General features: G+C 69.8%; 13 protein-coding genes and 1 pseudogene. All 14 read right to left on the bottom strand.

Going from position 1 to position 19355, the window contains the following annotated elements; genetic code table 11:
- Positions 1–483: pseudogene (locus tag IE278_RS32690) on the bottom strand (Rne/Rng family ribonuclease); the annotation flags it as partial.
- A 249-nt stretch (positions 484–732) separates the two neighbouring features.
- Positions 733–1527, bottom strand: coding sequence for a TIGR03936 family radical SAM-associated protein (locus IE278_RS32685; RefSeq protein WP_189777477.1), 795 nt, complete (start codon positions 1525–1527; stop codon positions 733–735).
- Positions 1528–1575: 48 nt separating this feature from the next.
- Positions 1576–2940 (bottom strand): hypothetical protein, encoded by a 1365-nt coding sequence (locus tag IE278_RS32680; protein ID WP_189777475.1) that lies wholly within the window; start codon positions 2938–2940, stop codon positions 1576–1578.
- 133 nt (positions 2941–3073) lie between these two features.
- Positions 3074–5041, bottom strand: coding sequence for a TIGR03960 family B12-binding radical SAM protein (locus tag IE278_RS32675; protein ID WP_189777472.1), 1968 nt, complete (start codon positions 5039–5041; stop codon positions 3074–3076).
- Between the two features lie 429 nt (positions 5042–5470).
- Positions 5471–6988: a CYTH and CHAD domain-containing protein gene (locus IE278_RS32670; RefSeq protein ID WP_189777470.1), complete on the bottom strand. Its 1518-nt coding sequence runs from the start codon at positions 6986–6988 to the stop codon at positions 5471–5473.
- 160 nt (positions 6989–7148) lie between these two features.
- Positions 7149–8348 (bottom strand): rod shape-determining protein RodA, encoded by a 1200-nt coding sequence (gene rodA / locus IE278_RS32665; protein ID WP_189777469.1) that lies wholly within the window; start codon positions 8346–8348, stop codon positions 7149–7151.
- Positions 8345–10600, bottom strand: a complete 2256-nt coding sequence (mrdA, locus tag IE278_RS32660) for a penicillin-binding protein 2 (RefSeq protein ID WP_189777467.1) — start codon at positions 10598–10600, stop codon at positions 8345–8347. The genes rodA and mrdA overlap by 4 nt, the downstream gene beginning before the upstream one ends.
- Positions 10597–11268: a rod shape-determining protein MreD gene (mreD, locus tag IE278_RS32655; RefSeq protein WP_189777465.1), complete on the bottom strand. Its 672-nt coding sequence runs from the start codon at positions 11266–11268 to the stop codon at positions 10597–10599. Before mreD ends, mrdA begins: the two co-directional genes overlap by 4 nt.
- A 14-nt stretch (positions 11269–11282) precedes the next feature.
- Entirely contained in the window at positions 11283–12227 is a 945-nt protein-coding gene (gene mreC / locus IE278_RS32650; protein ID WP_189777463.1) for a rod shape-determining protein MreC, read from the bottom strand.
- Positions 12228–12426: 199 nt separating this feature from the next.
- Positions 12427–13446, bottom strand: coding sequence for a rod shape-determining protein (locus IE278_RS32645; RefSeq protein ID WP_107016277.1), 1020 nt, complete (start codon positions 13444–13446; stop codon positions 12427–12429).
- A 404-nt stretch (positions 13447–13850) separates the two neighbouring features.
- On the bottom strand, positions 13851–14264 hold the full coding sequence (gene ndk, locus IE278_RS32640) for a nucleoside-diphosphate kinase (protein ID WP_189777461.1): 414 nt from the start codon (positions 14262–14264) through the stop codon (positions 13851–13853).
- 175 nt (positions 14265–14439) lie between these two features.
- Positions 14440–14784: a DUF4233 domain-containing protein gene (locus IE278_RS32635; RefSeq protein ID WP_189777459.1), complete on the bottom strand. Its 345-nt coding sequence runs from the start codon at positions 14782–14784 to the stop codon at positions 14440–14442.
- Between the two features lie 3 nt (positions 14785–14787).
- Positions 14788–16293, bottom strand: a complete 1506-nt coding sequence (gene folC, locus IE278_RS32630; RefSeq protein WP_189777457.1) for a bifunctional tetrahydrofolate synthase/dihydrofolate synthase — start codon at positions 16291–16293, stop codon at positions 14788–14790.
- 318 nt (positions 16294–16611) lie between these two features.
- The gene (locus IE278_RS32625; protein WP_189777455.1) at positions 16612–19242 is read right to left on the bottom strand and encodes a valine--tRNA ligase; all 2631 of its coding nucleotides are present in this window, start codon (positions 19240–19242) and stop codon (positions 16612–16614) included.
- Positions 19243–19355: the final 113 nt, after the last annotated feature.

The raw sequence follows: 19355 nt of genomic DNA, 5'->3' as shown, positions 1-19355 counted from the left end.
CTCGGCGGGCGCCTCGGGCTCCGCCGCCACGGCCGGCGCGGCGGTCGTGGCCTCGGCGGGCTCGTCGCCCGGTGCCGTGGTGGCGTCCGCCGTCTCGGCGGCCTGCGGGGCTCCGGCGGGTGCGGATGCCCGGCGGGTGGCACGACGGCGCGCACGGGGAGCGGGGGCGGCCTCCTCGGCCGGTGCTTCCGTCGCGTCGTCCGCGGCGGCCTGGGGCGCCTTCTCGGCGGCCCTCTTCCTGGGGGCGGCGGTCGCAGCCGCCTCTTCGCTCTCCAGCGCCTCTTCTGTACTGAGGTCCGCGGAGGTCCCAGCCGGTATGGCCGGCGCCGTGGTCTCCGCCACGGCCGTGCCCTCGGCGTTCGCCGACGGCGGGCCGGCGGGGCGCGAGGCGGCACGACGGCGCCGGCGTGGCGGCAGCGTGTCGCTCGGGGTGCTGTTGTCGGAGCCGGTGGAAGGCTCGGTGGGGTCGGTCGGCTCAAGCATGCGGGTGGATCTCCCGTCAGGCTCCCGGGCGCCGCGGATCCGGTGACGTCCGCGGCTCGCGCGTTGCGCGGTGCCGCCGTCCGGGGCGCGGGCGCCGCACGGGAGCTCTCTGTGTCCTGTCTCGCCGGTTCCGTATGCCATGTGTGCGTACGGCCTGGCGAAAGTCTTCTGGTCGGTGCGCTGCCCGAACCAGGTGGCTCCCGGATACGAGGGCGGCGCTTCGACGTACGTCCCTACGCGGGACCTTCCTTACGCCAGTGCCTTCGCGGCGGCAGTTGCGCTGTCCCCGGAGATCTCCGGAGAAGGTGCTGCTGCCTCGCGGTCGGGCGCGAGCGGGTCGGTCACCGTGCCGGTCTCTTCATCGAAAAGCCCCTGCGCCAGCCTGGTCACCGCTGCGGGGACCGGCGGCGCCAGGTCGGCCACAGCTCGGAGACCGGACAGGACGTCGTCAGGTCGAACGGCAGGCGTCACGTGCCGAACAACCAGCCGCAGTATCGCACAGGCCTGGTCGGTCGGCCTATCAGCCTGTGGACCGTGTGCCGCCGACTGTGCGCTGTGCGCCTCCAGACTCGCGACGGCGCCGCGGGCGTCGAAGGTGCGCATACCGTTCTTCGCCTTGCGCTGTACCTCGACGGTCTCGGCCGCCGTGAAGGCGTCGACCGCGCGTCGCGCGTCCTCGGGCGACACGCCGTCGAGGCGCATCTCCCACACGGACGCGGTGAGCCGGTCGGCGAGACCCGACGTACGGGCCTCCACGGCGTCGATGATGTCGAGCCCGGCGGGCATCGACTCGTCGAGGAGTGCGCGCAGCTTCCCGGGATCGCGCGCGTCGGTGAGCGCGATCTCCAGGTACTCCGCCTCACTGCCCGTGCCGGTGGGTGCGGCATTGGCGTACGACACCTTCGGGTGCGGCGTGAACCCCGCCGAGTACGCCATGGGCACCTCGGCTCGGCGCAACGCGCGCTCGAAGGCACGCTGGAAGTCACGGTGGCTGGTGAACCGGAGGCGGCCGCGCTTGGTGTAGCGCAGTCGGATGCGCTGCACCGCGGGTGCGGGCGGCGGGCCTTCGGGCTGTCGCTTGCCCAGTGTCGTTCAGTCCTTCGTGAGTGCGGTCGTACTACTACCTAGAGTACGTGTGTCGGCGCCCGCGCGTTCCCCTCGGGAGGGTTCTGGCGCGCTCCACAGGGGCCCGCCGGGCTTGACCAGGCGTACCGGCTCCGGTTCGCCGCGGGGTTCGGGCAGGGGCACGGGCTCGGGCTCGCGCGGTGCGCCGAACAGCGCGCGCCGGATGTCGGCCCTGGTCTGCCGTGCCGTCTGGCGGGCGCTCGCCAGGGCCTGCCGGGTGACGCGGCCCACGCTCCGCACGGCCTCCGCCGCGGGCTTCCAGAAGACGTCCCGCACGAAGTGCCCCATCGGAGTGAACACACTCCTGTACACCCATCGCACCGGCTCCACGAAGATCCACCGGAAGAGTCGCCCGAGGAAGCGCCCGACGGCGAGGGACACGTATCCGGCGACACGCCAGGCGTGTCCCAGTGCCTCGCCGATCTCCCGCGCGACGACGGCGATGCCCCGGCCGATCGGCGCGAGGACCCAGCGCCACAGGGCGACGACGGGTACGACGAGGGTCCACCGCAGAAGAGTCCCGACGACCATCCCGAGCCAGACCACCCCGGCCCACAGCCCTCGACCGACCCATGTGATGCCGGCCCACAGCCCGCGTCCCACCCATGTCATCGCGGCCCACAGTCCCCCGACGACCCATGTGATGCCCGCCCACAACCCGCGGGCCACCCACACGACTCCCGCCCACAGTCCGCGCGAGACCCACACGACGGAGGCCCACAGTCCTCGGGCGGCCCAGGCGATGCCGTGCCCGGCCGGTGTGAGCAGGGCCCGGTACAGCCAGCTCGCCGGAGTGAGCACCGACACCCGCCACAGCCAGGCGCACGCGGCCCCGAGCCCTCGCAGCGTCCACACGATGCCGTGGCCGAGGGGCGTGAGAAGCCGCTCGTACAGCCAGCGGGCGGGGACGACCAGCAGCACGTACCCGAGCCAGGCCAGCGCCCGGCCCACCGGCACGGCCACGTAACGCCACAGGCCCACCCACGGCCAGACGAACAGCAGCATGAACAGCCACTTCAGCGCGTAGCCGAGGCCGGTGAACAGCCACGCGATGACGGTCGCGACACCGTCGAGAAGCCACACGAGGGCCCGTCCGACCGGCGCGAGCACCCACATGAGCGCCCGGCCGAGCGGCCGGAACAGCGAGTCGTTGAGAAGCCGGCCGCAGACGACGAGCGCGTCCCAGACCATCCGTACGGGCACGATCAGCACGAACACCACGATCCGCACCGGGATACGGATGGCGACGGCGAGACATCCCTCAGGAGCGACGTCCCGCTGCCGCGCGGGCATCACGGGCGGCGCGGACTGCGGCGACTTCTCAAGGTCCATACCTACACGGACGCGCCAACTGCCCGTATGGATGCACAAACAATCCGGGAACGGAACTTTCCCCCAGGTCCGCCCCCGGATCACACCGTTCAGGACCGCAGCGCCCGGGATGACGCCCGTCCCCGAACCAACCTCAGTGGCTGTGCCCGCCCGCCGAGGCGGTTGCGGCGTTCTTGACCGTCAGGGGGAGGAGTTTCTTGCCGGTCGGGCCTACCTGGATGTCCAGGTCGAGTTGGGGGCACACTCCGCAGTCGAAGCACGGCGTCCAGCGGCAGTCGTCGACCTCCGTCTCGTCGAGCGCGTCCTGCCAGTCCTGCCAGAGCCATTCCTTGTCGAGGCCCGAGTCGAGGTGGTCCCAGGGCAGGACCTCCTCGTAGGTGCGCTCGCGGGTCGTGTACCAGTCGACGTCCAGGCCGAAGGCGGGGAGCGTCTTGTCGGCGCAGCGCATCCAGCGCTCGTACGAGAAGTACTCGCGCCAGCCGTCGAAGCGGCCGCCGTCCTCGTAGACCGCGCGGATGACGGAGCCGATGCGGCGGTCGCCGCGGGAGAGCAGGCCCTCCACGATGCCGGGCTTGCCGTCGTGGTAGCGGAAACCGATGGAGCGGCCGTACTTCTTGTCGCCGCGGATCTTGTCGCGGAGCTTGCCGAGGCGGGCGTCCGTCTCCTCCGCCGAGAGCTGCGGGGCCCACTGGAACGGGGTGTGGGGCTTGGGGACGAAACCGCCGATGGAGACCGTGCAGCGGATGTCGTTCTGACCGGAGACCTTGCGGCCCTCGGCGATCACGTTCATCGCCATGTCCGCGATCTGCAGGACGTCCTCGTCGGTCTCGGTGGGCAGGCCGCACATGAAGTACAGCTTCACCTGGCGCCAGCCGTTGCCGTACGCGGTGGAGACCGTGCGGATCAGGTCCTCCTCCGAGACCATCTTGTTGATGACCTTGCGCATGCGCTCGGAACCGCCCTCGGGGGCGAAGGTCAGACCGGAGCGGCGGCCGTTGCGGGTCAGCTCGTTCGCCAGGTCGACGTTGAACGCGTCGACGCGGGTGGAGGGCAGGGACAGGCCGACCTTGTCCTCCTCGTACCGGTCCGCGAGGCCCTTGGCGATGTCGGCGATCTCCGAGTGGTCCGCCGAGGACAGGGAGAGCAGGCCCACTTCCTCGAAGCCCGTCGCCTTGAGGCCCTTGTCGACCATCTCGCCGATGCCCGTGATGGAGCGCTCACGGACGGGGCGGGTGATCATGCCCGCCTGGCAGAAGCGGCAGCCGCGGGTGCAGCCGCGGAAGATCTCCACCGACATGCGCTCGTGGACGGTCTCGGCGAGCGGCACGAGGGGCTGCTTCGGGTACGGCCACTCGTCCAGGTCCATGACCGTGTGCTTGGACACGCGCCACGGGACGCCCGACTTGTTCGGGACCATGCGGCCGATACGGCCGTCGGGGAGGTACTCGACGTCGTAGAACGCCGGGATGTACACGCCGCCGGTCTTCGCGAGGCGGAACAGGACCTCCTCGCGGCCACCGGGCCTGCCCTCCGCCTTCCAGGCGCGGATGATCTGCGTCATGTCGAGCACGGCCTGCTCGCCGTCGCCGATGATCGCCGCGTCGATGAAGTCGGCGATCGGCTCGGGGTTGAAGGCGGCGTGGCCGCCGGCCAGCACGATCGGGTCGTCGAGACCGCGGTCCTTCGACTCCAGGGGGATGCCGGCGAGGTCGAGCGCGGTCAGCATGTTCGTGTAGCCCAGCTCCGTGGAGAAGCTCAGCCCGAACACGTCGAAGGCCTTGACCGGGCGGTGGCCGTCGACCGTGAACTGGGGGACCTGGTGCTTGCGCATCAGCTCCTCCATGTCCGGCCACACGCTGTAGGTGCGCTCGGCGAGCACGCCCTCGCGCTCGTTCAGGACCTCGTAGAGGATCATGACGCCTTGGTTGGGGAGTCCGACCTCGTACGCGTCCGGGTACATCAGCGCCCAGCGGACGTCGCAGTCCTCCCAGGGCTTGACCGTGGAGTTGAGCTCTCCGCCGACGTACTGGATCGGCTTCTGCACATGCGGGAGCAGAGCTTCGAGCTGTGGAAAGACCGACACAGCGGTTTCGGCAGACATCTCACGAACCTTTGCGAGCCGATGGGGAGGGCTTTCCAGCCTAACGTGCCTGCGGGTACGTCCCGTCCGGGCGGGCTTGGCGCCCCCGGACGTACCGCGACCCGCCCTCTTGCGGCTGCGGGGCCGTCGTGGCCGTCCGCGCCGTTCCCCGCGCCCCTTCCGGCGTCACCCGGCGTCGCACGGGTGCGGGCCCGTCGTGGCTGGGGTGCGCTGTTCCCCGCGCCCCTTCCGGGGGCGACCGGCGTCGCACGGGTGCGGGCCCGTCGTGGCTGGGGTGCGCAGTTCCCCGCGCCCCTTCCGGGGGCGACCGGCGTCGTGCGGCTGCAGGCCCGTCGTGGTCGGGTGCGCCGTTCCCCGCGCCCCTTCGGGGGCGATCGGTCGTCGCGCGGCTGGCGGGCCGTCGTGGCTGGGTGCGCCGTTCCCGTGACCCTAGAAGGTGCCCCTCCCGTTGTTGATCGTCTGCCATGTCCCCGGCAGGTCTGTCTCCACCGATGCCGCGATGCGTTCCTCTCTGCCGTACAGGACCCCGTAGGTGAAGGCGTTCTCGGCCGCCGCGTGGGCCTGGGTCGAGAGGTCTCTCAGGGCCAGTCTGGCCATCACGCTGTCCTGGTGTTCGCCGAGCAGGCCCTGGAGCGACTTCATGTCGCTCACCAGGCTCTTCGCGGGTTTTCCGAGGACGGGCGCGGCCAGTTCGGCCGCGTAGCGCGTGCGCTTGGTCTTCTTGCGGGCCTCGTGGATCGCGAGGTCGCGGCCCTCCCCCGGCGGCAGCTCGACGGCATGCCCGACCAGGCCGGACAGCTTGTCGAAGTCCTTGCGCACCGCCTTCGTGACCGCCTTCCCCGTGGTGTCCGCGGCGGCCCCGCGCAGCGGCGGGGTGGCGAGCAGCGCGTCGAGGGAGACGAGGAGGTTCAGATAGCGGCCGCCGTCGAGGACCGCGATCAGGCGGCGCCGGGAGCCGGACCGGCGGGCGTGCGCCCAGGTGCGCAGCCGGCCGCGGACGGGGCCGGCGAGCAGGGGGCGCGGCAGTCCGCCGAGGGCGGTCGTCAGCCGCTCGGTCAGGACCTCCTGGTCGCGGTCGACGCCCAGCTCCCCCGCCAGCCACTTCAGCTCGTCGCGGAGTGGATCGGTGACGCCCCGGTCCAGGACGTTGCCGTACGAGCGGAACGTGCTGCGCAGTCGGCGGGTGGCGACCCGCATGCTGTGCACGGCGTCGAAGACGTCCCGGCGGACGGCGGGGTCGAGCTCGACGAGCGCGTCGCGCTGGGCGCGGACGTACGCGAGGACGTGGTCGCCCGCGGTGACGGGCGCCGCCGCCACGACGGCCTCCTTGCGTGCCTTGCGCCCCGTCTCCCCCAGCGCCCTGACCAGCTTGGACGCCGAGCTGGAGCGGGAGACGCCGGCTTTACGCAGTTTCTTCTCGACCTTGTCGAGGAAGGCGGGGTCGCCGTCGTCCGCCAGCTCGACCTCGATCTCGGTCCACTGCGCGGTGCCGTCGCCGCCGCTGAGCCGCTCGGCCCGTACGCGGTCGACGCTGACCTCGGCGAGCAGGCCCCCGGACTCGTCGACGAGGTGGCGGACGTCGCGGGCCGACAGCAGCCGTACGACGGGGAGCAGTTCGGCGTCGCGCACCCGGGAGCGGACCAGTCCGGCGAGGGCGCGGGGCACGGTGTCGGACAGCGGGGCGTGGATCTCGTCCCGTACGCCGTCGGAGACGGGGAGTTTCAGATGCCAGCCCGCGTCGTCGCCACCGGTGCGGCGGCGCAGGGTGAGGGACGCGGCGGCGAGGCGCTGGTCGGCCGTGTCGTAGTAGGTGGCGTCGAGTTCGGCGACGCCCTTGTCGATGACGGCCGAGACGCCCGGCACACGCGTCAGGTCCGGCAGATCCGACAGTCCGGCATTCTCATCGGCTTCGTACTTACGCTCGATCTCACGCTTGGTGTCCGCCATGACCTGAATTTAGAGGCAGTACCCCGAGCCCTGTAAGAGGGCCGCAGGCCCGCGCCCCGAAAGGGGCGCGGGGAACTGCGCGCTCAGCCACGACCGGCCGGCACCCAAATGAACCACCGCACCCCTCCGGCCGAACCCAGTGGAACGCCCCGTGGAACGGCTACGCCGACATGGGCCGTTGCACCCTGATCGACTGCAGCAGTCCCACCGCCACCCACACCGCGAACATCGACGACCCTCCGTACGAGACGAAGGGCAGCGGCAGCCCCGCCACCGGCATGATCCCGAGCGTCATCCCGACGTTCTCGAAGGACTGGAACGCGAACCACGCGATGATCCCGGCGGCGACGATCGTCCCGTACAGCTCCGTCGTCTCGCGGGCGATCCGGCAGGCCCGCCACATGACGACGCCCAGCAGGACCAGGATGAGGCCGGCGCCGACGAAGCCCAGTTCCTCGCCCGCGACCGTGAAGACGAAGTCGGTCTGCTGCTCGGGCACGAACTGGCCGGTGGTCTGCGAGCCCTTGCCGAGTCCGGTGCCGAACAGTCCGCCGGAGCCGATCGCGATCCGTGCCTGGTTGGTGTTGTAGCCGACGCCCGCCGGGTCGAGCGCGGGGTTGGCGAACGCGGCGAAGCGGGCGATCTGGTACTCGTCGAGGATCTTGAGCTGCCAGACCGCGATCGCCCCGAGCGCGCCGGCCCCGATGAGGCCGAAGATCCAGCGGTTGGAGGCGCCGGAGGCGAGCAGCACACCGAGCACGATGATGACCATGACCATGACCGAGCCGAGGTCGGGCATGAGCAGGACGATCAGTATCGGTACGACGGCCAGGCCGAGCGCCTGGACGACCGTGCGGTGGTCGGGGTGCGGTTTGTCGCCCGCGTCGACCCGGGCCGCGAGCAGCATCGCCATGCCCAGGATGATCGTGATCTTCACGAACTCGGAGGGCTGCAGCGAGAAGCCGCCGCCGATGACGATCCACGCGTGGGCGCCGTTGATGGTCGCGCCGAGCGGGGTCAGCACCAGCAGGACCAGGAAGACGGAGAGCCCGTACAGGATCGGTACGGCCGTGCGCAGGGTGCGGTGGCCGAGCCAGACCGTGCCGATCATCAGGCCGAAGCCGATGCCCGTGTTGAGCAGATGCCGGAACAGGAAGTAGTACGGGTCGCCCTGGTTCAGCTCGGTACGGTTGCGGGTCGCCGAGTAGACGAGGGCCGCGCCGATGAAGGAGAGCGCGAGGGCCGCGAACAGTATCGGCCAGTCGAGCCTGCGGGCCAGCGAGTCACGGGCGAACACCCGCGTCCAGCCCGCGCGTTCGGGTCCGTACCCGGAGACGGAGAAGCCGTTCGCGCCGGTCATACGAGCGCCCTCCGCCTCTTCCTCGGCCGGGCCGAGCGCCTTCGGGCATCCCGGTTGCTGCCGGTGCCGGTGTTCGGAACGGTCGCGGCCGGAACCTCGTACGCCACCTGCTGCTGCCCCTCCTCGACGGCCGTCTCCTCGGCCTTCGGCGGGTAGACCTCGTTCTTCGGGGCGTCGATCGACCCGTCCTTCTGGATCTTCGGCAGGTTCTTCTGCGGCGTGGGGAGCAGCGCCTTCTTCTTGTCGATCTTGCCGTCCTCGGAGACTCCGTACAGCGCGTTGTAGATCTTGCGCACGGCCGGGGCCGAGGCGCCGGAACCGGTACCACCCTGGGAGATGGTCATGACGACCGTGTAGTCCTCGGTGTACGTGGTGAACCACGAGGTCGTCTGCTTGCCGTAGACCTCGGCCGTTCCCGTCTTGGCGTGCATCGGGATCTCGTCCTGCGGCCAGCCGGTGAACCGCCAGGCGGCCGATCCCCGGGTCGCGACGCCTTCGAGAGCACCGTCTATCTCGTCGCGGGTCTTCTTCGTCATCGGCAGCTTGCCGTGCGACCTCGGCTTGATCTCCTGGACGCTCTTGCCGTCCGCGCTGATGATCGCCTTGCCGACGGTCGGGTCGTACAGCGTGCCGCCGTTGGCGATGGCCCCGTAGATCGTCGCCATCTGGATCGGTGTGACGAGGGTGTCGCCCTGGCCGATCGAGTAGTTGACGGAGTCACCGGCGCGCATGCGGTTGCCTTCGAGGCAGTTCTCGTACGCGATCTGCTGGGCGTACGAGCCGCCCTTCTTGCCGTACTTGCACCAGGCGTCCTTGTTGGCCTTCCAGTAGTCCGACTTCCACTTGCGGTCGGGTACGCGGCCGGTGACCTCGTTCGGGAGGTCGATGCCGGTCTCCTTGCCGAGGCCGAACTGGTGGGCGGTCTTGTAGAACCAGTCCTTGGCGTTCTTCTTCGGCTTGATGCCGCCGTCCTTCTTCCACTGCTCGTGGGAGAGGCTGTAGAAGACGGTGTCGCAGGAGACCTCCAGGGCGCGGCCGAGGCTGATCGGGCCGTACCCCTTGGACTCGAAGTTCTTGAAGACCTGGCCGCCGATGGAGTACGAGGCACCGCACTGGTAGGGGCCGTTGAAGGAGTAGCCGGCCTTTATGGCGGCGGCCGTCGAGATGACCTTGAAGACCGAGCCGGGGGCCGACTGGCCCTGGATGGCGCGGTTCAGCAGGGGGTAGTTGGACTCCTTGCCGGTGAGCCGGGTGTAGTCCTTGCCGGAGATGCCGCCGACCCAGGCGTTCGGGTCGTACGAGGGGTTGGACGCCATCGACACGACGCGGCCGGTCTTGGTCTCCATGACGACCACGGCGCCGGAGTCGGCCTTGTAGTTCACACCGGTGTTCCGGTCGATCTCCTTGCGGGCGGTCTTCATGGCCTCGTTCAGCTCGTACTCGGCGACGCGCTGGACGCGGGAGTCGATGCTGGTGACGACGTTCGCGCCGGGCTGGGCCTCGTCGCTCTCGGCCTGGCCGATGACCCGGCCGAGGTTGTCGACCTCGTAGCGGGTGACACCGGCCTTGCCGCGCAGCTGCTTGTCGTACTGGCGCTCCAGGCCGGAGCGGCCGACCTGGTCGGAGCGCAGATACGGCGAGTCGGTGTTCTCGGCCTTGGTGATCTCCTCGTCGGTGACGGGCGAGAGATAGCCGAGGACCTGGGCGGTGTTGGCCTTGCCGGGGGCCGCGTAGCGGCGCACGGCCTGCGGCTCCGCGGTGATGCCGGGGAAGTCCTCGGCGCGCTCGCGGATCTGCAGGGCCTGCTTGGGCGTGGCCTCGTCGGTGATGGGGATCGGCTGGTAGGGCGAGCCGTTCCAGCAGGGCTGCGGGGTCTTCGCGTCGCACAGCCGGACCTTGTCCCGTACGTCCGCGGCCTTCAGGCCGAGGACGTCCGCGAGCTTGGCGAGGACGGCGTCGCCGTCGTCCTTCATCTTCAGCAGGTCGGTGCGGGAGGCGGAGACCACGAGCCGGGTCTCGTTGTCGGCGATCGGCACGCCCCGGGCGTCCAGGATCGAGCCGCGCACGGCAGGGCTGACGACCTGCTGGACGTGGTTGCCGGACGCCTCCTTGGCGTACTCGTCTCCGTTGCGGATCTGGAGGTACCACAGGCGCCCGCCGAGGGTGCCGAGGAGGGACAGGACGAGGATCTGGATGACGATGAGCCGGATCTGGACCCGCGGGGTCCGGCCGGTCTCGGGAATGTTGGTCACAGTCGCTTGACCCCCTTGATGCGTCCCGCCCTGGCCATCCGGGCCTTCGCGGCCTTCACTCTCAGTCCGCCGCGCTGGCTGCCGATGCGCAGGCCCGTGCCGGAGGAGATCCAGCCCGCGGCGACGTCGGTCGACTTGCCCGAACCGCCGGTGTCGGCGAGCGGATCGTTCTCCGCGCGCCGGGCCAGGGCCATGATGCCGGGGACCACGAACGGCGCGAGCAGCAGGTCGTACAGGGCGGCGGTGAACAGCAGGCCGCCGAGGCCCACATGGCGGGCGGCGGTGTCGCCGACGAGGGCACCCACTCCCGCGTACAGGAGGGTGGAGCCGATCGAGGCGGCCACGACCACGGCCATGGGGCCCGTGGCGGACTTGAGCTGGCCGTTCTCGGGCTTGGCGAGTCCGGCGAGGTAGCCGATGACGCACAGCACGAGGGCGTAGCGGCCGGCGGCGTGGTCGGCGGGCGGGGCCAGGTCGGCGAGCAGGCCCGCGCCGAAGCCGACGAGGGCGCCTCCGACGTGGCCGTAGACGAGGGCGAGGCCGAGGACGGTGAGCAGCAGGAGGTCCGGTACGGCACCCGGCAGGTGCAGCCGGGCCAGGACGCTGACCTGGATCACCAGGGCGACGATCACCAGCGTGGCGGAGAGCAGCATTCGGTTGAAGCGCATGGGGAAGTCAGCTCCTACTGCTCTTGCTGCAGGCCGTCGGCGGGCGCGTTCGCGGACGGTGTGACCGTCACGGTCACGGTCGGCGTGGGCGTTGGCTTGGGTTTGGCGGGCAGCACCTCGTCGCGCGGGTCCTTGCGCGGGGCCTGGACGACGACACCGACGATGTCGAGCTTGGAGAAGGACACGAACGGCGTGACGTAGATCGTGCGGGTCAGGTCGCCGCCGGACGGGTCGACGCGGGAGACCAGGCCGACGGGCACGCCGGGTACGAAGGGCTTGTCGGCCTGGGAGCCGAAGGTGACCAGCCGGTCGCCCTTCTTGATCTTGGCCTTGCCGTTGAGCAGTTCCACGCGCAGCGGGCGGTCGCCCTGGCCGGACGCGAAGCCGAGTTCGTCGGTGGACTCCATGCGCGTACCGACGGTGAAGTCGGGGTCGTTGGCGAGCAGCACCGTGGCGGTGCCGGGGCCGACCGTGGTGACGCGGCCGACCAGTCCGTCCCCGTTGAGGACGGTCATGTCGCGCTTGATGCCGTCGTTCGCGCCGGCGTCGATGGTGACGGTCCAGGAGAAGCCCTGGGCCGCTCCTATCGCGATGACCTCGGCGCCCTTGATGCCGTACTGCCCGGCGCCCGCCGTCTTGAGCATCTTGTCGAGCTGCGCGCCACGGCTGCGGTTGCGGTCGTCACTGCCGAGCTTCGCCTTCAACTCGGCGTTGTCGCGCTCCAGTCGGGTGACGCGGTCGTGGCGGTCACCGGAGTCCTTCACTGCCTGGATCGCGTTGCCGACGGGATCGACGGCGGTCGACACCCCGTCCTCGATCGGGCCGAAGACCGTGGCGGCGCCACGGCGGGCACCGTCGACCGGGGAGTCCTCACCCCCGCGGATGTCCACCGTGATCAAGGCGAACGCGATGGCGATCAGCAGCACCAGGAGCAGCCGGCTCTCTCGTGTGTCCCTCACGTGCGACGGCCGTGCCTTCCTCGTCGGAATTCATGTATGGGTCCTGCCGAACCCCGGAAACCCCAAAGAACCCCAGAGCGCCCGGTCGGCGCCCGGACCGGGCGGAACCAGCAGGTGTTATGGGGGAGCTTATGCCTCGATATCAACGATCCGCCGTACGAGAGGGGATCATCTCGTACGGCGGAATCGAAGAGTTACGTCATCTGCGCGGCTGGGCGTCCAGTACCTGCTGGAGCGCCTCGAATTCCTCCACGCACTTGCCGGCCCCGAGCGCCACGCTGTCCAGCGGGTCCTCGGCGATATGGATCGGCATGCCCGTCTCGCGCCGCAGCCGCTCGTCGAGGCCGCGCAGCAGGGCGCCGCCGCCGGTGAGCACGATCCCGCGGTCCATGACGTCGCCGGACAGCTCCGGCGGGCACTTGTCGAGGGTGGTCTTGACGGCGTCGACGATCGAGTTGACCGGTTCCTCGATCGCCTTGCGGACTTCGGCCGCCGAGATCACGACGGTCTTCGGAAGGCCGGAGACCAGGTCCCGGCCGCGGATTTCGGTGTGTTCGTCATTGTCGAGGTCGTACGCGGAACCGATCGTGATCTTGATCTGCTCTGCCGTCCGCTCACCGAGAAGAAGCGAGTACTCCTTCTTGATGTGCTGGATGATCGCGTTGTCCAGCTCGTCGCCGGCCACCCGGATGGACTGTGCCGTGACGATTCCGCCGAGCGAGATGACCGCGACCTCGGTGGTGCCGCCGCCGATGTCCACCACCATGTTGCCCGTGGCCTCGTGGACCGGCAGGCCGGAGCCGATGGCCGCGGCCATGGGCTCCTCGATGATGTGCACCTGGCGGGCGCCGGCCTGGGACGACGCCTCGATGACGGCACGGCGCTCGACGCCCGTGATGCCCGAGGGCACGCAGACGACGACGCGAGGACGGGCAAGGTAGCGCCGCTTGTGGATCTTCAGGATGAAGTAGCGGAGCATGCGCTCGGTGATCTCGAAGTCGGCGATGACACCGTCCTTCAGCGGCCGCACGGCAACGATGTTGCCCGGCGTCCGCCCGATCATCTTCTTCGCTTCCGCGCCGACCGCGAGGATGCCACCGGTGTTGGTGTTGATCGCGACGACGGACGGCTCGTTGAGTACGATCCCGCGACCCCTGACGTACACCAGCGTGTTGGCGGTCCCGAGGTCGACAGCCATGTCACGGCCGATGAACGACATTGAGTTCCCCATCAGGATTCGTCTGGCCTTCCCAAGTGGAGCTTTTGATGGCTTTTCAGGATGGCGAGGGTGAGCGCTGTGACGTGAAGACTTCCATCGTAGTCTCGCCTGCACGAACACTGCGCGAGGGTCTTCGCCATTGTCAGCAGATGACGTGCCGCCTCGCTTCTGGAGACGGGCCATCGGGGGCATGCGTTCCCCCGATCGGCACGCATATGCCCGCAGACGGCCCTCATGTGCGTCCCATTGTGTGCGGGCCGCAGGTCAGACGCTACCTGCCTGACAAAGCTTCAGGGGATTTTCGTTTCACAAGATTTTCACCGGGGCCCGGCCCGGCGGAGTCCCCGGGCCGCGGGGCCGCCTCCGAGGGGGGCGGCCCCTGCCCGCGCCGGCCTGTCCGGCGGTTACGCCAGACCGGGGAAGAAGATCTTCAGCTCGCGCGCGGAGGACTCCTCGGAGTCCGAGGCGTGGATCAGGTTCTCGCGCACGATCACACCGAAGTCACCGCGGATGGAGCCCGGGGCGGCGGCGATCGGGTCGGTCGGACCCGCGAGCGCCCGTACGCCCTCGATGACGCGCTCGCCCTCGACGACCAGCGCCACGACCGGGCCGGAGGCCATGAAGCCGACCAGCGGCTCGTAGAAGGGCTTGCCCTTGTGCTCGCCGTAGTGCTGCTCCAGCGTCTCCTGGTCGAGCGTGCGCAGCTCCAGCGCGATGATCTGCCAGCCGGCCTTGCGCTCGATACGGCTGATGATCTCGCCGGTCAGGCCGCGACGGACCGCGTCGGGCTTGAGAAGGACGAGGGTGCGCTGGCTCACGGTGGTGGCTCCTTCAGGGTCACAGATGTGCGGATGACGAGGCTACAGGGCGTGTTCCCAGGGGCTTGCGCCCCCTGGCCCCCTTACGCGCTTGCGCACTCGTCCTCAAACACCGGACGGTCTGGAAGTAGGGGCGCAGCCCCACTTTCAGGGGCGCGGGGAACCGCGCGGCCGGCTACCCACCCGCCTCCGCCTGCGCGGCGAACCGTGCCTTCGCCTCCTCGACCTTCCTTCCGTAGTGCACCGAGGCCCACCACAGCGCGGCGAAGACCGCGCCGAGGAAGAACATCACCGGCACCACGAACCCGCTCGCGATCAGCAGGATCTGCAGGGCCCAGCCCAGCTGGACACCACCCGGGCGCGTGATCATCCCGCACAGGAGCAGACACAGCACCATCGCGGTCCCGCTCACCGTCCAGACCGTGGCCATGGACAGATCGGGATCCTTCATCGCCACCAGTCCGGCGAACCCGATCACGAAGAACTCACCGATCAGCGTCGAAGCACAGAGCGTCCGCACGGCTCAGCCCCTTCCCAGCAGCAGCCGGGCCTCGCCGACCGTGATGACGGAACCGGTCACGAGGACGCCGCCGCCCGCGTACTCGGCCTCTTCCTCGGCCAGCGTGATCGCGGCCTCCAGCGCGTCGTCCAGCCGGGGCTCGACCTGCACGCGGTCGTCCCCGAACACCTCGACGGCGATACCCGCCAGCTCGTCCACGTCCATCGCGCGATGACTGGAGTTCTGTGTCACCACGACCTCGGTGAAGATCGGCTCGAACGCTTCGAGCAGCCCCCGTACGTTCTTGTCGCCGCTCGCCCCGACCACACCGATCAGCCGGCTGAAGTCGAAGACCTCCCGCACCGCCTCGGCGGTGGCACGCGCGCCCGCCGGGTTGTGCGCGGCGTCCAGTACGACGGTCGGCGACTTGCGCACGACCTCCAGCCGCCCGGGCGAGGTGACCGACGCGAAGGCCTTGCGGACCGTGTCGATGTCGAGTGCCTCGGACCGCTGGGACCCGACGCCGAAGAACGCCTCCACGGCGGCGAGCGCCACGGCCGCGTTGTGCGCCTGGTACGCCCCGTGCAGCGGGATGTACACCGCCTCGTACTCGCCGCCGAGACCGCGGAGCGTCAGCAGCTGCCCGCCGACCGCGACCTGCCGGCTCAGCACGCCGAACTCAAGCCCTTCGCGGGCCACGGTCGCGTCGACCTCGACGGCCTTCTTGAGCAGCACCTGCGCGGCGTCGACGGGCTGCTGGGCCAGGATGACCGTCGCGCCCTGCTTGACGATGCCGGCCTTCTCCTTGGCGATCTCCCCCGGCGTCTCGCCGAGCCGGTCCGTGTGGTCCAGATCGATGGGGGTCACCACGGCGACGTCCCCGTCGATCACGTTCGTGGCGTCCCAGCTGCCGCCCATGCCGACCTCCACGACGGCCACGTCGACGGGCGTGTCCGCGAAGGCCGCGTACGCCATGCCCGTGAGCACCTCGAAGAAGGAGAGGCGGAACTCCTGGGCCGCGTCGACCATCTCGACGTACGGCTGGATGTCCTGGTACGTCTCCACGAACCGCTCGGCCGGGATCGCGGCCCCGTCCAGGCTGATCCGCTCGGTGATCGACTGGACGTGCGGCGAGGTGTACCGGCCGGTGCGCAGTTCGAAGGCGCCGAGCAGGGCCTCGATCATGCGGGCGGTGGACGTCTTGCCGTTCGTTCCCGTGATGTGGATCGAGGGGTACGCGCGCTGGGGCTCGCCGAGCAGGTCCATGAGCGCGGCGATCCGGCTCACGGACGGCTCCAGCTTGGTCTCGCCCCACCGCGTGGCCAGCTCGGTCTCGACCTGGCGCAGCGCCTTGTCGGCCTCCGGGTCGTCCGGGCGCGCGGGAATGTCGGACTGAGGTGCCGGGCCCTGCGTACGCAGGGTGCGGCTGCCGGCCTCGATCACGGCGAGGTCGGGATCACGCTCCGTCTCGGCCTCGACGATCGCATCGAACGGATCGGACCCACTGCTGTCCTGCGGAAGCTCACTCACACACCCAGTCTACGGAGCCCCACCCCGCCCCCCGTGCCAGGGCGCGACCCGCCCAGGGCCGCGGTCTTTCGCCTTCAGGGGCGCGGGGAACGGCGCAGTCTTTTGTCTTCTAGGGGCGCGGGGAACGGCGCAATCTTTCGCCTTTGGGGGCGCGGGGAACGGCGCGATCTTTGGCTTTTAGGGGCGCGGGGAACGGCGCAATCTTTCGCCTTCAGGGACGCGGGGAACTGCGCGAACGGCCCCCACCCACCCGCGCCCGACGACGAACGCACCGAGGGCCCCGGAACCATCACGGTCCCGGGGCCCCCAGAGCGACACCTACGCCTGCGGCAACCCGTCCAGCTGCGCCCGCAACCGCGCGATGTCCTCGTCGGCCTTCGCGAGCCGCCCGCGGATCTTGTCCACGACCTGATCCGGCGCCTTGGCGAGGAACGCCTCATTGCCCAGCTTGGCGTTGGCCGCGACCTTCTCCTTCTCCGCGGCGGCCAAGTCCTTGGCAAGCCGCTTCCGCTCCGCCGCCACATCGATCGTCCCGGACAGGTCGAGCGCGACGGACGCCCCCGCGACCGGCAGCGTCGCCGTCGCCGAGAAGTCGTCCCCCTCCGGCTGCAGCCGCAGCAGCTGCCGGATGGCCGCCTCGTGCGGAGCGAACGCGGTCCCCTCCAGGGACAGCCGCGCCGGAACCCGCTGCCCCGGCTGCAGCCCCTGATCGGCACGGAAGCGGCGAACCTCCGTGATGACCTGCTGCAACGCCTCGATCTCCCGCTCCGCACCCGCGTCCCGGAACCCGCTGTCGACGGGCCAGTCGGCGATCACGACCGACTCACCACCTGTGAGGGTCGTCCACAGCGTCTCCGTGACGAACGGAACGACCGGGTGCAGCAGCCGCAGCGTGACGTCCAGGACCTCACCGAGGACCCGCTTGCTGACGTCGGCCGCGGGCCCGCCCGCCATGAACGTCGTCTTCGACAGCTCGACGTACCAGTCGAAGACCTCGTCCCACGCGAAGTGGTACAGCGCGTCGGAGAGCTTCGCGAACTGGAAGTCCTCGTAGAACGCGTCGGCTTCCGCGACGGTCTCGTTGAGGCGGGACAGGATCCACCGGTCCGTCGCCGACATCGCGGACGCGTCCGGCAGCGGCCCCTCGACCGTCGCGCCGTTCATCAGCGCGAACCGCGTCGCGTTCCAGATCTTGTTGGCGAAGTTACGGGCCGCCTGGACCCAGTCCTCGCCGATCGGCACGTCCGTACCGGGGTTGGCGCCCTTGGCCAGGGTGAAGCGGACGGCGTCCGAGCCGTACTTGTCCATCCAGTCGAGCGGGTCGACGACGTTGCCGAACGACTTCGACATCTTCTTGCCGCGCTCGTCACGGACCAGACCGGTCAGGGCGATCGTCTTGAAGGGTGCCTCGCCGTCCATCGCGTACAGACCGAACATCATCATCCGGGCGACCCAGAAGAAGATGATGTCGTGGCCGGTGAGCAGGACGTCGGTCGGATAGAACTTCTCGAGGTCCGGGGTCTGTTCGGGCCAGCCGAGCGTGGAGAACGGCCACAGGCCGGACGAGAACCAGGTGTCGAGGACATCCGTGTCCTGCTTCCACCCCTCGGCCTCCGTGCCGGGCGGCTGCTCGTCGGGGCCGACGCAGACCGTCTCGCCGTTCGGGCCGTACCAGATCGGGATGCGGTGGCCCCACCACAACTGACGCGAGATGTTCCAGTCGTTGAGGTTGTCGACCCAGTCGAAGTACCGCTTCGACATGTCCTCGGGGTGGATCTTCACCCGGCCGTCGCGGACCGCGTCACCGGCGGCCCGCGCGAGGGGACCGACCTTGACCCACCACTGCAGGGACTGCCGCGGCTCGATGGTGGTGCTGCAGCGCGAGCAGTGCCCGACGCTGTGGACGTACGGACGCTTCTCGGCGACGATCCGGCCCTGCGAGCGCAGTGCGCCGACGACCGCGGAACGCGCCTCGTAGCGGTCGAGTCCCTCGAACGGGCCGTGGACGGTGATGACCGCCCGCTCGTCCATGATCGTGATCGACTCCAGGCCGTGGCGCTGGCCGATGGCGAAGTCGTTCGGGTCGTGGGCGGGGGTGACCTTGACGGCACCCGTGCCGAACTCGGGGTCGACGTGCGTGTCCGCGACGACCGGGATGGTGCGGTCGGTCAGCGGGAGCTTGATGCGCTTGCCGACGAGGTGGCGGTAGCGCTCGTCGTCGGGGTGAACGGCGACGGCGGTGTCACCGAGCATCGTCTCGGCGCGCGTGGTGGCGACGACGAGGGTCTCGTCGCCCTCGCCGTACTTGATGGAGACGAGCTCGCCGTCGTCCTCCTGGTAGTTGACCTCGATGTCGGAGATGGCCGTCAGACAGCGGGGACACCAGTTGATGATCCGCTCGGCGCGGTAGATCAGCTCGTCGTCGTACAGCTTCTTGAAGATGGTCTGGACGGCCTTGGACAGGCCCTCGTCCATGGTGAACCGCTCGCGGTCCCAGTCGACGCCGTCCCCGAGCCGGCGCATCTGCCCGAGGATCTTGCCGCCGTACTCCTCCTTCCACTGCCAGACGCGCTCGACGAACTCCTCGCGCCCGAGGTCGTGCCGGGACTTGCCCTCCTCGGCGAGCTGCTGCTCGACCTTGTTCTGCGTGGCGATACCGGCGTGGTCCATGCCGGGCAGCCACAGCGCCTCGTACCCCTGCATGCGCTTGCGGCGGGTCAGGGCGTCCATGAGCGTGTGCTGGAAGGCGTGCCCCAGGTGCAGGGACCCGGTGACGTTCGGCGGCGGGATGACGATGGTGTACGGCGGCTTGTCACTGTTCGCGTCGGCGGCGAAGTAACCCCGTTCGACCCAGCGCTCGTACAGCTTCCCCTCTACCTCGGCCGGCGCGTACTGGGTCGGCAGTTCGGGGGCGTTGGCTGGCGGCTGCTGCTGAGCGTTGTCGGTCACCCACCCAGTTTAGAGGTGTCACAGGCTTGCTCCGAAACTCGATTAATTGGTAACGGTGCGGCCCCCGGCGCTTCGGCCGTCCCCGCCCTGGGTGAGGATGTTCGGAACACATA

Source organism: Streptomyces tauricus, assembly GCF_014650955.1.
GTDB lineage: Bacteria > Actinomycetota > Actinomycetes > Streptomycetales > Streptomycetaceae > Streptomyces > Streptomyces tauricus.
This window is presented reverse-complemented; position numbering and strand designations above follow the sequence as displayed.

Excerpts from the sequence above, each read along its gene's own strand:
- IE278_RS32680 (WP_189777475.1), bottom strand. The coding sequence starts at position 2,940 with ATGGACCTTGAGAAGTCGCCGCAGTCCGCGCCGCCCGTGATGCCCGCG.
- IE278_RS32675 (WP_189777472.1), bottom strand. The coding sequence starts at position 5,041 with ATGTCTGCCGAAACCGCTGTGTCGGTCTTTCCACAGCTCGAAGCTCTG.
- IE278_RS32670 (WP_189777470.1), bottom strand. The coding sequence starts at position 6,988 with ATGGCGGACACCAAGCGTGAGATCGAGCGTAAGTACGAAGCCGATGAG.
- rodA (WP_189777469.1), bottom strand. The coding sequence starts at position 8,348 with ATGACCGGCGCGAACGGCTTCTCCGTCTCCGGGTACGGACCCGAACGC.
- mreD (WP_189777465.1), bottom strand. The coding sequence starts at position 11,268 with ATGCGCTTCAACCGAATGCTGCTCTCCGCCACGCTGGTGATCGTCGCC.
- IE278_RS32645 (WP_107016277.1), bottom strand. The coding sequence starts at position 13,446 with ATGTCGTTCATCGGCCGTGACATGGCTGTCGACCTCGGGACCGCCAAC.